14 protein-coding genes are annotated in these 13,257 nt (G+C 69.2%); 6 read left to right on the top strand and 8 right to left on the bottom strand.

Annotated features, from left to right (window positions below; genetic code table 11):
• Positions 1–3 precede the first annotated feature (3 nt).
• A complete protein-coding gene (locus AMK33_RS31115; protein ID WP_073936348.1) occupies positions 4–1,065 on the bottom strand; it encodes a sugar-binding transcriptional regulator in 1,062 nt (353 codons plus the stop codon).
• Between the two features lie 227 nt (positions 1,066–1,292).
• Between AMK33_RS31115 and AMK33_RS31110 the strand changes: the two genes are divergently transcribed.
• Entirely contained in the window at positions 1,293–1,850 is a 558-nt protein-coding gene (locus AMK33_RS31110) for a glycoside hydrolase family 25 protein (RefSeq protein ID WP_073936347.1), read from the top strand.
• Here AMK33_RS31110 and AMK33_RS31105 read toward each other — a convergent pair.
• The 7 genes from AMK33_RS31105 to AMK33_RS31075 all read right to left on the bottom strand — a co-directional run bounded on the left by AMK33_RS31105 (position 1,847) and on the right by AMK33_RS31075 (position 6,647).
• On the bottom strand, positions 1,847–2,536 hold the full coding sequence (locus AMK33_RS31105) for an NADPH-dependent F420 reductase (RefSeq protein WP_327380165.1): 690 nt from the start codon (positions 2,534–2,536) through the stop codon (positions 1,847–1,849). The two genes, AMK33_RS31110 and AMK33_RS31105, sit on opposite strands and share 4 nt — an antisense overlap.
• 92 nt (positions 2,537–2,628) lie before the next feature.
• Entirely contained in the window at positions 2,629–2,841 is a 213-nt protein-coding gene (locus AMK33_RS31100; protein ID WP_073936345.1) for an EF-hand domain-containing protein, read from the bottom strand.
• Positions 2,842–2,890: 49 nt separating this feature from the next.
• Positions 2,891–3,805 carry a helix-turn-helix domain-containing protein gene (locus AMK33_RS31095; RefSeq protein ID WP_073936344.1) on the bottom strand — a complete coding sequence of 305 codons (915 nt, stop codon included), beginning with the start codon at positions 3,803–3,805 and terminating at the stop codon, positions 2,891–2,893.
• Between the two features lie 80 nt (positions 3,806–3,885).
• Entirely contained in the window at positions 3,886–4,494 is a 609-nt protein-coding gene (locus tag AMK33_RS31090; protein WP_073936343.1) for an ATP-binding protein, read from the bottom strand.
• 169 nt (positions 4,495–4,663) lie between these two features.
• Complete coding sequence (locus tag AMK33_RS31085; protein WP_073936342.1) at positions 4,664–5,431, bottom strand: enoyl-CoA hydratase/isomerase family protein; 768 nt, start codon at positions 5,429–5,431, stop codon at positions 4,664–4,666.
• A 169-nt stretch (positions 5,432–5,600) separates the two neighbouring features.
• Positions 5,601–6,131 (bottom strand): GNAT family N-acetyltransferase, encoded by a 531-nt coding sequence (locus AMK33_RS31080; RefSeq protein WP_073936341.1) that lies wholly within the window; start codon positions 6,129–6,131, stop codon positions 5,601–5,603.
• 102 nt (positions 6,132–6,233) lie between these two features.
• Positions 6,234–6,647, bottom strand: a complete 414-nt coding sequence (locus tag AMK33_RS31075; RefSeq protein WP_073936340.1) for an ATP-binding protein — start codon at positions 6,645–6,647, stop codon at positions 6,234–6,236.
• A gap of 157 nt (positions 6,648–6,804) precedes the next feature.
• Between AMK33_RS31075 and AMK33_RS31070 the strand changes: the two genes are divergently transcribed.
• The 5 genes from AMK33_RS31070 (at position 6,805) to AMK33_RS31050 (ending at position 13,021) form a co-directional block, all read left to right on the top strand.
• Positions 6,805–7,347 (top strand): GntR family transcriptional regulator, encoded by a 543-nt coding sequence (locus tag AMK33_RS31070; protein WP_073936339.1) that lies wholly within the window; start codon positions 6,805–6,807, stop codon positions 7,345–7,347.
• Positions 7,344–8,123: a GntR family transcriptional regulator gene (locus AMK33_RS31065; protein ID WP_073936338.1), complete on the top strand. Its 780-nt coding sequence runs from the start codon at positions 7,344–7,346 to the stop codon at positions 8,121–8,123. Before AMK33_RS31070 ends, AMK33_RS31065 begins: the two co-directional genes overlap by 4 nt.
• Before the next feature lie 631 nt (positions 8,124–8,754).
• Positions 8,755–9,486, top strand: coding sequence for an SAVMC3_10250 family protein (locus AMK33_RS31060; protein ID WP_073936337.1), 732 nt, complete (start codon positions 8,755–8,757; stop codon positions 9,484–9,486).
• Between the two features lie 66 nt (positions 9,487–9,552).
• Positions 9,553–11,691: an AIPR family protein gene (locus AMK33_RS31055; protein ID WP_073936336.1), complete on the top strand. Its 2,139-nt coding sequence runs from the start codon at positions 9,553–9,555 to the stop codon at positions 11,689–11,691.
• On the top strand, positions 11,681–13,021 hold the full coding sequence (locus tag AMK33_RS31050; RefSeq protein ID WP_073936335.1) for a serine/threonine-protein kinase: 1,341 nt from the start codon (positions 11,681–11,683) through the stop codon (positions 13,019–13,021). Before AMK33_RS31055 ends, AMK33_RS31050 begins: the two co-directional genes overlap by 11 nt.
• The last annotated feature ends 236 nt before the right edge of the window (positions 13,022–13,257 follow it).

The following is a 13,257-nucleotide window of genomic DNA, read 5'->3' as shown; positions in this document are numbered from 1 at the left end:
TCCTCATTCGGTGGATCGGGACGCCGGTGCGGGTGCGGTCCGTGCCCATTCGTCCAGGCCGTCCGGGTCGTCCGGGTCGTCGTGCCAGAGGATGCGGCGCGCGGTCGTGGCGTCCGTGACGACCCCGGTGAGCAGTCCGGAGCTCAGTACGGCACGGACCGCCCCGGTGCCGCGTCCACCGGCCGTGACGCCGATCAGCTCCGTGACGCCACGGAGTTCGGCGGCGCTGACGGCGATCGTGCGGGCGGTCAGCTCGGTGGGGATCATCCGCCCCGCGGCGTCCAGGACATGGCCGGCCACCTCGGCGCACGCTCCCGCCTCCCGGAGCGTCTCCCGCTCCCGCTCGGACAGGGCGTCGTACACCGTGGAGTGCGGGGCGTCCCACGCCGCGATGCCGACGACGGCCTTGGTGACCAGGCCGAACCGGTCCAGCGTCTCGGCGGTGGCGGGCTGGCTGCGCAGGACGGCGGCCGTCACCGCGTCGGGCAGCAGGAACGGGGTGTGGAGCGGGAACGCCCTGCCCCCGCCCGCCGCGGCCGTACGGCGGACCGCGGTGATCGCGGCGTCATGGGCGAGGTCCCGCCCGCGCACCCCGGTCAGCTGGACCACGTCGCACGGCGGCAGCCGGGTGACCGCCTCGCTGAGCGCGTCCACCGCGTGGCTGCCGTCCAGCCCGAGGACGTCACCCTCCTCGGCGATCTCCGAGATCAGCCGGGCCGCCGCCGTGCCGAGCCAGCGCCCGCTCTGCCGCTGGTCCGCCGGCACCGCCGTACCGCCCTCGCCGCGCCCCAGGTTGACAACGATGCCGTGCCGGAGTCCGAACCGCTCGGTCAGCGCCCGTCCGAGCGGGACGTCGATCTCGGCCGGGACGGTGATGTCGATCCGCACGATGTCGTGGGCCACGGCCGCGTCGAGGAGGCGGGCCACCTTGAACCGGCTGATGCCGAACTCCTTGGCGATCTCCACCTTCGACCGGTGCTCCAGGTAGAAGCGCCGGGCGACGGCGGCGGCGAGGAGCGTGTCGATCGGCGCGGGTAACGCCACCACCTCGGCCGGTTCGGCCATGTCGTCTCTCCGCGCTCTCATCGGTCGTCAACTCACGTCACTTCTCCGGCTAGTTCATCTGTGCGAAGTGAGCAGCACATGACGGGGAAACGACGCAGGAGTGACACCAGGGGCGTCAGTGACCGCCGGGACCGAACTTTCCGCCTGCCGGACGGGTCGCCCGTGCCGGGGCAGGGAAGAAATCATTCGACTCCCCTCCCCCCACCAGCACCTCATCAGGGAGCCCCATGCTGCGCGGCATCGACGTGAGTGCGTACCAGCCGTCCTCGTACGACACCGACGGCCTGTCCTTCGTCTTCGTCAAGGCGACGGAGGGCCGTTCGTACACCAACCCCAAGCTCTCGGCCCAGACGAAGCGGGCCCGCGACGCCGGCCTGGTCGTCGGCTTCTACCACTTCCTCTGGCCGGGCAACCTCACGGCCCAGGCGGAGTACTTCGTGCGCGAGACCCCGGAGAAGCGGGGCGACATCCTCGCGGTCGACTGGGAGACGACGGGCGAGGGAACACGGGCGAGCAACGCGGAGAAGGACCGCTTCATCCGGAAGGTGAAGAAGCTGAGGCCGCATCACAGGGTGATCCTCTACGCCAATAGGCACTTCTGGCTCGACGTCGACACCACCTCCTACGCGGGCGACGGCCTCTGGATCGCCGACTACGTCACCGCCGGGAAACCTCGCGTCCAGGCGAAGTGGCGCTTCCACCAGTACACCGACGACCCGCTGGACAAGAACGTGGCGGACTTCTCCAGCAGGTCGGCGTTGAAGAAGTGGGCCGAGGACGCCTAGCCGCGGAACTCCGGCTTGCGCTCCGGGGAGGCCTCCGCCAGCGCCTTGGTGACGTCGTCGGCGCCCGCGCGCAGGCCGTAGACCGGGGTGTCGGGCTGCTGGCGCCAGGAGTCGTCGATGCCGCCCGCGTCCACGGTGTCGAAGCCGAGCTCGTCGATCAGGGCCCGCACCTTCCGCTTGGCCGCCTCGTCGTCGCCGGCGACGGGCAGCGCCATCCGGCCGGGGTCGCCGGCGGGGCGGTGGCGGTCCAGGATGTCCTGGGCGTACGTGCCGTTGAAGGCCTTGATCACGGGGTGGCCGATCTGCCGTTCCGTCCAGCGGCTCTCGGTGACGCCCTCGTCCTCGATGCCTGCGATCCTGCCGTCGCGCTGCCGCGGGTAGTAGTTGCCGGTGTCGATGACGGCCACGCCGTCGGCGGCCCCGTCGAACAGGCCGGACGGCAGGTCCGGTACGGCCTTCAGCGGGACGGTGACGACGACGATCTCGGCGCCGCGTGCCGCGTCCTCGGCCCGTACGGGCGTCGCGCCGGTCTCCTCGGCCAGCTCCGTGAGCGTCTGGGGGCCGCGGGAATTGGCGACGGAGACGTCGTGACCGAGGGCGGTGAGCCGCCGCGTGAGGTTGCCCCCGATGTTGCCCGCCCCGATGATGCCGATCTTCATGTCCGCTCGCCTCGCCCTTCCGGGGATCGATGTCCGCTCCGGTTCCCTCCGGGAACCACCATGATCGGCATCAACCCCCGGAACGGACGGGCTATTCCGGACCTACTTCTTCACCGGACCTACTTGTTCAGGTGCGCCCAGAACTCGTCGAACGACAGGACCTTGTCACCGTTCAGGTCCTGGGACTTGATCACGGCCTCGGCGACCGCCTCGGTGACGTTCCAGTCACCGCCCTGCGCCAGGGCGGCCTTGAACTCGGCAGCGGTGATGGCCCCGTCCCCGTCCGTGTCGATCCGCTCGAACTGCTTGCGCGCTTCCTCGATGTCCGCCACCGGTCCGCCCCTCATCTCGTACTTTGCCGTCTTGCTGACGCGGGTCAGATTATCGGGCCACCTGAGACTCCAGTGCGGCGACCACCCACCCGAACTGCTCCTCGTAGGCGGAGGGCGGTTCCAGACCGTTCACGATCGCGGACAGCTCGCGGTAGCGGGCGAGGCGTACGTCCGTCGCCGCCGCGAGGCGTTCGAGTACGGCGGCCGAATCGGCGTCCCCGATCAGCTCGCGCAGGACGCCGGCGGCCCGCGGCGAGTCCGGCGCGATGCCGTCCCCGATCGCCCCGCCCGCGAGCCGCACCAGCCGGCTCATGAACCACAGGGAGCTGCCGGAGGGGACGTCCGGTCCCCGGTCCGCCGCGTTGAACTCGATCATCCTGCGCATGGTGGTCCGGAACTCCGGGTCCTGGATCAGCTCGGCCAGCTCCACCCAGGCGTCCACCTGCTCGGGGGTGGGGTCGTCGGGCAGGTCGGCCGCGGCGAAGCGCAGGCGGGTGCGGATGTCGGGGTCCGCGGTGTCGATGCCGTCGAAGACCTCCGCCATGAAGTCCTCGATGATCCGCCTTCGCTCGGCGGTGGACAGCCGTGCCAGCTTGTTCATGAGCGTCGTCTCCTCTGCGGTCGAGCCGCGTCGCGCCACGGTCGACAGCACCGCGCGGGTCACCTTCAGCGACCGGATCTGCGCGTCCAGCGCGGCCACGTGCGCCGCCGCGACCTGCGCGACCGTCGTCTCACCGGTCAGCACCCGGCGTACGTCGGTGAGGCCGAGGCCCAGCTCGCGCAGGGTGCGGACCAGTTCCAGGCGGGCGACGGAGCCGGCGTCGTAGAGCCGGTACCCGCCCGCCGAACGGGCCACCGGGGGCAGGGCGCCCTCGTCGGACCAGTAGCGGATGGTGCGCACGGACAGCCCGGTCGCGCGGGCGAGCTCGCCGATGGTGAGAAGTCCGGTGCCGTCGTCGGTCATGTCCGGGAGTCTGGGCCTTCCAGTGGCTGGAGACTCAAGCCACGCGGGTGAGGACGCCCCTCGGGAATCCTCGGGGACCCTCAGCGGTCCATCACGCGGATCTCGAACCAGGTGGTCTTGCCGCGGGGCAGCAGGTCCACGCCCCAGCGGTCGGCGAGCTTGTCGACGAGGAAGAGGCCCCGGCCGCTGACGTCCATCTCCTGGACCGGCATGAGACAGGGCAGTCCGCGGGACGGGTCGCGGACCTCGATCCGGATCCAGCCGCGCCGGTGGCGCATGCGGAGGCCGAAGACGCGGGCGCCGGTGTGCCGTACGGCGTTGCCGACCAGTTCGGAGACGAGCAGGACGGCGTCCTCGGCGGTCTTGGCGGTGAGGCCCCACTCCCGCAGGATGACCACCTGGGCGAGCCGGCGGGCGATGGCGGCGGACTCGGGACGGGACGGCAGCGGAACTTCCGCCTCCGTCGGGTTGCCGTACAACTCCAGCGCCTTCAGCGCGCGTTCGTCCTCGACCGTCGGCGACCAGCGCGACGCGGTCGCACGTCCGTCTCCCCGCGGCTGTTCCCTGCCATCCAGCCCCGCCATGCCCCCATCATGGCCGTCCGAGGGACCCTCGGGGGCCGTTCCGGGGGAATACGCCCCCCGTACGCCCCTGTCCGACATGGAGCCATCGACATATGCCGAAGGCATTTCGGAGCCTTCGAAATGCCGTCCGACCTGGGGAAACGGCTCGCGCTCAGGCAATCGACGGACTCCCTCGACACGAACGGCTTAAGGGTGTCCTAAGGCTCCCATAAACCGCCCCATCGAGGGACCCGGAATCAGACATCGCGTCAATTGCAAGGTCACGTACGAGATTTCACAGGAATTTGGCCTTGCCCGGCCCCTCCTCCACGAAGCTGCGCATCCCCCGCTCGCGGTCCTCGGTGGCGAACAGGCCCGCGAACCAGTTGCGTTCGACGGCGAGGCCGGTGTCGATGTCCGTCTCGAGACCGGTGTCGACCGACTCCTTGGCCGCGCGCAGCGCGATCGCCGGCCCCTGGGCCAGCTTCGCGGCCCACGCGTGCGCCTGCGCGTAGACCTCGTCGGCGGGAACCACCCGGTCCACCAGGCCGAGCGCCAGCGCCTCGTCGGCCCGCACCTGGCGTCCCGTGAAGATGAGGTCCTTGGCCTTGGAGGGGCCGATCAGCCGGGACAGCCGCTGGGTGCCGCCCGCGCCCGGGATCAGGCCGAGCAGGATCTCGGGCTGGCCCAGCTTGGCGTTCTCCCCGGCGATCCGGTAGTCGGCGCAGAGCGCCAGCTCGCACCCGCCGCCGAGCGCGTAGCCGGTGACGGCGGCCACGACCGGCTTGGGGATACGGGCCACGGCCGTGAAGGAGTCCTGGAGGGCGCGGGCCCGCAGCACCATGGCCGCATGGTCCATGGCCTGCATCTCCTTGATGTCCGCGCCCGCCGCGAACACCTTCTCCCCGCCGTAGATCACCACGGCGCGCACGTCCTCGCGCCGCGCGGCCTCCTCGGCGAGCTCCTTCAACCGGTCCTGCGTGGCGACGTCCAGCGCGTTCATGGGCGGCCGCTCCAGCCGCAGCGTGCCGACGCCTTCGGCGACTTCGAGATGTACGGTCATGCTCCGCAGGTTAGCGGCCGTTCACACGCGGGGACACCTCGGGCCACCCGGCCGACCTCCACCGAGCCGAAGCAGGCCCCGCGCCACCGCGCAGGGCCTCGTCCTCGATCCCGTCAGCGGCTCTCCCGCCGTCGTGGTCCTCAGCGGGGCGTCGCCCCCTCGGCCACAGTCACTCGGCCGCTACGGCCGGTCCGCAGGCCTTCTCCAGGAGGGTGAACGACTTGGGTGCCCCGCCCGGCTGCGGCTTGCCCGCCTTGTGGCCGACGACCCGGTACCCGGCGTCCAGGTAGTAGGCGTTCAGGCGCGCGTTGCCGGCCAGGCAGTACAGCCGTACGAACGCCCGTCCCGCCGCGGCGATGCGGCGCTCCGCGGCACGCAGCAGGAACCGCCCCGTTCCCGGCCGGGCGTTGCCGCGGTCCACCATCAGCCGGTGCACATAGCCGGCCACCGGCGGCTGAGGCCCCCAGGCGTCCTCGTCCTCCCACCACAGCTCCCACGCCCCGGCCACACGGCCGTCAGCCTCGGCGAGCCAGACCTCACCACTCGCCATGGCCCCACGGAAGTGGTCCTCGCCGAGCTGACCGGGCCGCCACTGGCCGGTGACGCCCTGGGCGAGCATCCAGCGGGCGGCGTCGTCACGCAGCCGGACGAGAGCGGTGAGGTCGGCCTCCTCGGCGAGGCGGAGGCGCGGATCGTTCACGTCGCGATCCTCGCACGGGCGGCTTCGCGGGTGAGAGCCGAGAGCATGCGGCTGAACCCGGCATTCCAGTTGGGAGGAGATACGCCCGAAGTGGGCGTTGAGTCACGTGTACTCAGCTGTTTCTACTTTCGCAGAGTCCATCTTGAGCACCGCCCAGACGGTTTTGCCAGGATGGTGCGGTGTCACGCCGAAGTCGTCGGCGAGGGCCATGACGAGGTGAAGTCCTCTGCCTCCGCAGCCGTCCGCCTCCACATCTCTCACCCGGGGGTTCCCACCGCCGCTGTCACGCACCTCGACGCGGACGAGGGGACCGTCTCCGGTCAGCGCCAGGGAAAACTCACGCCCCGGTGGGACGCCGTGCAGCAGAGCGTTCGTCGCCAGCTCCGACACGCAGAGACGCACATCGTCCTGCCGGTCCCGGTAGCCCCACTCCATGAGTGTTTCGAGAGCGAACGCGCGCGCGGCGGGCACGGAGCGACGCGCCCGCGGAAATCGACGTTGCCGTGACAGAGACACGGTGAGCCACCGCCTTGATCCAGTGGTGTACGGTCCGGCACACCGTACCACTATTCGCGAAAAGCAGATAGGTGAGGAGTGGGGGTGGTGATCTCGAGCGACTCGCTTAATGTGTAAAGCGGCAAGCTCGAACATCCGCCCCTCCATGGAGGACACAGTGAGCGACAGCACCTGGGTCAGTACCTCGCTGCCGTACCTGACCGCACGGGAGAAGGGGCGGCCGGACGCCTGGGCGGCCGAAGCCGAGTCCCGTGGGGGCAAGGGCACGCAGCGCATCACGTACGCCGGTGAGACGTCGGCCTCGGAGGAAGTCGCCGCGCTTCTCGGGCTGCCCACGGAAGCGACGGTGATCGTGCGCCGTCGGGTGATCGAACTCGATGGAGAGCCGTGCGAGCTGACGGACACCTACTATCCCGCGCACATCGCCCGGGGCACCCGCCTCGCCGAGGCGAGGAAAATCCCGGGCGGCGCCGTGACCTTCCTCGCCGAGCGCGGGCACATCGGCGCCCGTGTACGCGAGGACGTGACCGCGCGGATGCCTGACGCGGAGGAGCGTGAAGTCCTGCGTCTGAGCCCGGACGAACCGGTCCTCCGACTGAGCCGGGTCACGCTCGACAGCGACGACCGGCCCTTCCAGGTCGACATGATGGTCATGCCGGCACACCGGCAACGCCTGCGTTACGAGATCCGGATCGGATGACCGTGCCCACCACCCACACCGACTCGCCGGACCGACGGTCGCTCCATGAGCGGATCGCCGCCGACCTACGCGACGAAATCATGAGCGGCGACCTGGCACCGGGCGCCAACCTGCCCTCCACGGCGCAGCTCAAGGAGAGATTCGACGCCTCGAACGCGACCATCCAGAAAGCCCTACAGCTTCTCAAGGACGAGCAGCTCGTGGTGGGTCGCGCCGGGTCCGCCGTCACCGTTCGCGAACACCGGCAGCGAACGATGCGCCCGGCCGCGTACATGGCTCCCGCGGAGCCGGGAAAGCCGTACCGCTGGCTGGCCGAGGCCGCGAAGCTCGGCGCCCCGGCACACAGCACGCTGCTCGACGTGGTCGAGACCCGGCCGCCGGCCGACGTCGCGTCCGCGCTGGGCCTCGACGACGTCGAGACCGCGGTCCTACGTCATCAGATCCTGTCGATCGACGGGGAACCGGTCGAACTGGTCAAGTCCTACTACCCTCTGTCCATCGCCCGGGAGACCGCCCTCGCCGTCAAGCGGAAGATCAAGGGCGGCACCCCGGCGCTCCTCAGCCAACTCGGGTTCCCGCCACGCCTGAGCGTGGACCGGGTCTCGGCCAGGGTCCCCACCCAGGAGCAGTATCAGGCCCTGAACCTGCCCAGCGATCTCCCTGTGCTTCGCACCCTGCGCGTCGTCTACAGCGACGACGAATGCCCCGTGGAAGCCACCGTCATGGTCAAGGCGGGCCATCTGTACGAGCTTCAGTACGAGTTCACACCTGGCTGAGTTTGTCCTGGCAAAACAGCAGGGGCAGGATCTGGTCCGGAGAGGCGGGCGGATCGTGCCGCTGAGCTGGGGCTTCAATACCTAACCAGGCTTGCTGGCAACTCGGCCACGGGGCGCCCCCGTTGACCATGGCTGACCCCTGCATCTGGCACGGCAGTGGCACGAACCTCAGCCGACGGCGGGTGCGCCAACCGACCACGCACGCGTATGCCTCGCGACACGCCAACCGTCCTCAGCCGCGCTATCGGAGTTTGTCGTCGACCAGAGCAAGCGGCAACGGCCAGCCCGTGACGACGTCCCGAGCTCTCAGCTTGGGAAGCTCGGGTCCTCTGTGGCTGGTTGTCGGGCTGACCTGCGGCAGAGCGGGCGCGGGGCCTGACTGACCGGCGGCCTGGTCTCCGCCATTCCCCGTTGTTCCCCGCACGATCTGGCACGCGTCTGGCACGGGCGGCCGTCTGGATTGTCCTGGCGCCGCGCTGGCGACCACCGTTTTAGAGGTCGTCTCAACTGGCTTGATGACGTCCCGGGGACACGGGCGATCGATGAGGCCGCTGTCGGTGCGAGATGGCAAGATGAGCGCGTAGTTGCGTGACTGATAGACCGAGAAGCGGAACAGCCGGGGGCAGCGCCAGTGCGTGAGGTCGTCTATTTGTCCGAGGGCAAGCTGAGCGGGTTCCTGCCGGAGCCCCGGCGGGCCCTTCCCACCATCAAACTGCACGCTGGCGTATCGATGGCCGGGATCAACGTGGAGAGCCCCGCGACGGACCTCGACCGGGACCTGTTGCGCCACCTCAAACGGGTGGAGAAGGACCTGGAGCGGCACGCGCCCTCACACCTGGAGCCCGAGCTTTCTCCCGGCCGCTGGGTGCAGTTCGAGGCCCCGCTGAGCTGGATCACGCTCCGCGGCAGGTACCAGGACCTCGTGCTGTTCGTGGACCCGGCCCCCAGCCCTCCCGAAGCTGGCGTCACCCGTCGCCTGCTGCTTCACGGGTCGGCCCGTCACCTGAGCGGCCGTCCCCCCGTCCAGATCGACGGACCCGCGCTGACGGACCTAGAAGGCGGAGGCCACAGTGCCGGTACGCTCTTCGTCACGCAGGCCGGGCACGTCCTCGCCGCACTGGCCCAAGCCCAGGGTCCGCTCGGCCCCGACGCACGGGACGGCGACACTCCGCTCGGACCGGCCACATCCCTGTCCCGGGCCGGCATCCGCGAGCTCCTGACAGCCCTCGACGCCGAGAGCGCCGAGGTCAGCACCTCCGCACTCATGATCGGCTATGCCCGGGTGAGTGCCCTGCTGCCCGCGACGGCCACCGAGGGAAGCTGTCTGGTTGCGAGCCCCTTGATCGTGGAGTACGTCAGCTAGTGTGCCGGCTGCGCGGAGCCGAGGAGCGCGCCGCGCGGAGCCGAAGCGTTCCAGAAGGAGCACGCCATGGAACACGGGACTGAGGCCCTTCACGGTACTCCCCTGGAGGTCCGGCAGATCCGTGCCGCCTTGCTACGGGAGTTCGTCGGCCTGCTCGACATGACCGACGTCACGACCGGATCCCCGGCACAGCGCGAGAGGGCCTTTCTTTCCCGGACCCTGGCCGCGAAGGCGGTGCAGCTGGTCGCGGACTGTACGGCGGCGGAGGCGGCTGCAGCGGTCGTCGACGGAGCGGACGACCAGGGTGTCGACGCCGTGTTCGTCTCACCCGCGACCACGGAGATCTGGCTGGTCCAGGCGAAGTGGAGCGAGCAGGGCACCGCCCGGCTGGACAGCGTCGCCGTCCAGCAGTTGCTCCACGGTGTCCAGCAACTCCTCGACTTCCGGTACGACCAGTTCAACGCGAGGTTCCAACAACTGGTCCCCAAGATGGATGCGTTGCTCAGCGAGGCAGCCCTTCGGGTCCACCTGGTTTTCGCCGCCCTGGGCGACGAAGGCATCTCGCTTGAGGCAGACGACTTGTTGCACGAAGGCGTGAGGGAGTTCAACCGGTTCGGGGAGCTGCTGGACTTCCGGATCTTGGGCGTGCCCGACTTCCACGCCATCGTACGGAGGGAGTCTCTGCCCGAGCCTGCGACGATCACCGCCACGTTGTCGGACGGCTGGCACATGAACTCGACCCCCTACCAGACGTATCTTGGCACGGTGAGCGCCGAGGAACTGGCAGGGTGGTACGAACAGTTCGGCATGCGGCTCTTTGATCAGAACGTGCGCTTCCCGCTGGGTGCGACTGACGTCAACGCGACCATGGTCGACAGCCTGCTAAACGCCCCGCAGGAGTTCTGGTATCTCAACAACGGCATCACGGTGTTGTGCGACTCTGTCCGGACCACGTATGTCGCCCGACGCGCTCAAGGCCAACCGGTTCGACTGGAATTGGGCAATGCAAGGGTCGTGAACGGGGCGCAGACGGTAGCTGCTGCTCGTCAGGCATACGAGCAGGAACCGCAGGCGGTCGCCGACGCGCTCGTCGCGGTCCGCCTCATCTGCCTGGACGGGGCCCCGAACGACCTAGCACAGCGGATCACACGAGCGACCAACACGCAGAACCACGTGGAAGCGCGGGACTTCGCCGCGCTGGATCCCCAGCAGGAGCTCATCCGTCAGGACCTCGCCCTGTCGCTGGGCAAGTCGTACGTCCTCAAACGCGGCGGCCCGGAGCCGTCACCGGCCGCAGGGTGCACCATGGCGGAGGCGGCGCTCGCCCTCACCTGTGCCTACCCCGATGCCGCTCTGCTCGCCCGGTACCAGGCGGACGGCGATGTCCTGTGGCGCCGCGGCTCGGGCGGCTTCTACTCCCGGCTGTTCGACAATCGGCCAGGCGCGTTGCAGATCTGGCGGTCCGTCAACATGTTGCGCCAGGTCCGTGACGAGCTGGCGGTCCTGGCCGACGGCCTGGAAGGACGCGAGCGCGTGGTCGCCGACCGAGCCGAGCTGCTGGTCGCCCACGCAGTCTTCCAGCTGATCGGCGGCGACGGAATCGATGAGCCGGGGGATGACTGGGAAGCGCGGGGCCAGGGCGCCGTGAAGCGCACCGTCGAGGTCCTTGTCGCTCTGACCGACAACCTGGACGCTCGCTATGGCCAGCACGCCTTCCTCACCCGGATCTTGCGCGACGAGCAGAGTTGCCGACACCTCGTCTCGGACGTCTTGCAGACCCTGCAACACGGAGCTGGAAGAAGACTCGTCGCCCCGCCGCGTCCGAACCGTGGGCGACGTCCCAACGCAGTGCCCCTCCTCGTCCAGCACCGGCTCATCGACGACGGTGCCCAGCTGATCTACCGTCCGGGCACCGTCACGGAGCGGGACGCCGTGAGCGAGTGGCTCAGCGGGGGCCCTGAGCGGTACCTGGCTACCTGGGTCAACGACGCGCGCAAACCCCTGATCTGGGCGCTGGACGGCCAATGCTACTCGCCGTCCGGGCTGGTTCTGCGGATCTGGGAGAGGGCCGAGTGGGCCGAACAGCCCGCGGCAGTGCAAGGTACGAGACGGTGGTACCTGCCTGGCGAAGGCACACTGGCCGATCTCGCCGGGGAGCTGCTGGCGGACATGGAAGCGGCGGGCGACGGTCCTGGTGTGGAGTGAAGGGCAGGTCCTCGACGAGCGCTACGAGCTGCGCCGACGACTCGGCCGTGGCGCCATGGGGGAGGTCTGGCGGGCGTACGACCGCCGATCACGGCGAGCAGTGGCCGTCAAAGGCATCCATCGGGAACTCCTCGACCCCCATCACCCCGAGGAACTGATCCGGCGCTTCACGCTCGAGGCCAATCTGCTGGCGGGCTGGGAGCACCCGGGCATCCCGGCTTTCCTCGACGCACGCGTGGATTCCGTCGCAAGCGACGCCTACCTGGTGATGGAGCATGTCCTCGGGAGGGACCTTACCCAGGTCGTCGCGGAAGGACACCGCTTGTCCGAGGACGAGGTCGTGTCCCTCGCCGTCCAGATCTGCGACGTCCTCGAACACACCCATGCGATCCCCGTCATCCACCGGGACCTCAAGCCCGCCAACATTATGCTGACTGACCGTCACCGAGTCGTGGTGCTGGATTTCGGCGTGGCCAAGGTGTTCAGGACGGATCAGACGCGGCTGACCCAGAACAACAGGGTCCTGGGCACCGTCGCCTACATGTCGCCCGAGCAGTGTGAGGGACGCGAGGTTCATCCGCGCAGCGACCTGTACTCCCTTGCCTGCGTGCTCTACGAACTGCTCACTGGCATACCGCCCTTCCCCGACGTGGATGTCGCCCGGGTCATGCATCATCATCGGTACAAGATGCCGGAACCGGTCAGTCTGCTGCGTCCCGGTGTCTCACCGGCGCTGGAGGCCGTCATCATGGCCGGACTGGCGAAGCGGGCGAGCGACCGTCCGGCCACCGCCGGCGAATTCCGGAGACGACTCGAGTCGCCGCACGAGCCCCTCGCCACGTGCCCGCCCGCCTTCTCCCGCTCGCTCCCTCCACTCTCCGCCCCAGACAGTCCGACGCTCGAGTCGCTCTCCACTGCCGTGCGGATCACACGCGCGCAAGCGCTCTTCCAGCAGGGGCTCATTGCACAAGCCATGCCGACGTACGCCCGCCTCGCACAAGACCTGGCAGATCTCGGTCCGGAGCACTCTGAGGACGTGGTACGGTGCCGCTTCGGTCTCGCACGGTGCCAGAGGCACCTCGGTTACCTGGAGGAGGCCCTCAAGGCCCTCTCGGCTCTCGCGGACGAGCTGCGGTCCCGGTCACCTGACGACCGCCTGCTGCTCGAGGTCCGCTTCCATGTCGGTCAGCTGCTCCTCGACCTGGGTGACGAACATGGCATCGCCGAACTCGCCGAGGTCTACCGGACCCTGACGGACGCCGCTCGTCAGGAAGATGCGGCATTAACCGACGAGGTTGGTCAGGCACTAACCCGCGCCACACTGGGGTGACATCTGGACGGCTCCAGATCGCTCCTCCCTGCAGGAGAGCTACACTCAGTGCCTTTGGCCATACATCAGGGCGATTGCCGCACTGCAGCGGTACCAGCTGGACTAATGGGTCTGGACTCCTTGATCTATCGCTGCTGCACCAACTGAGACGACCTCTTAGCGCCGGACCGTCACCAGTTTGGAAGACGCCGTATGTGGGTGGCTGCTGAGCTGCGGGGGGGTGCCTCTATGTTCTT

Origin of the sequence: Streptomyces sp. CB02400, from assembly GCF_001905725.1 — a bacterium.
GTDB lineage: Bacteria > Actinomycetota > Actinomycetes > Streptomycetales > Streptomycetaceae > Streptomyces > Streptomyces atrovirens.
Note: the sequence above shows the minus strand (reverse complement) of the source record. Positions and strands in the feature narration are given on the sequence as shown.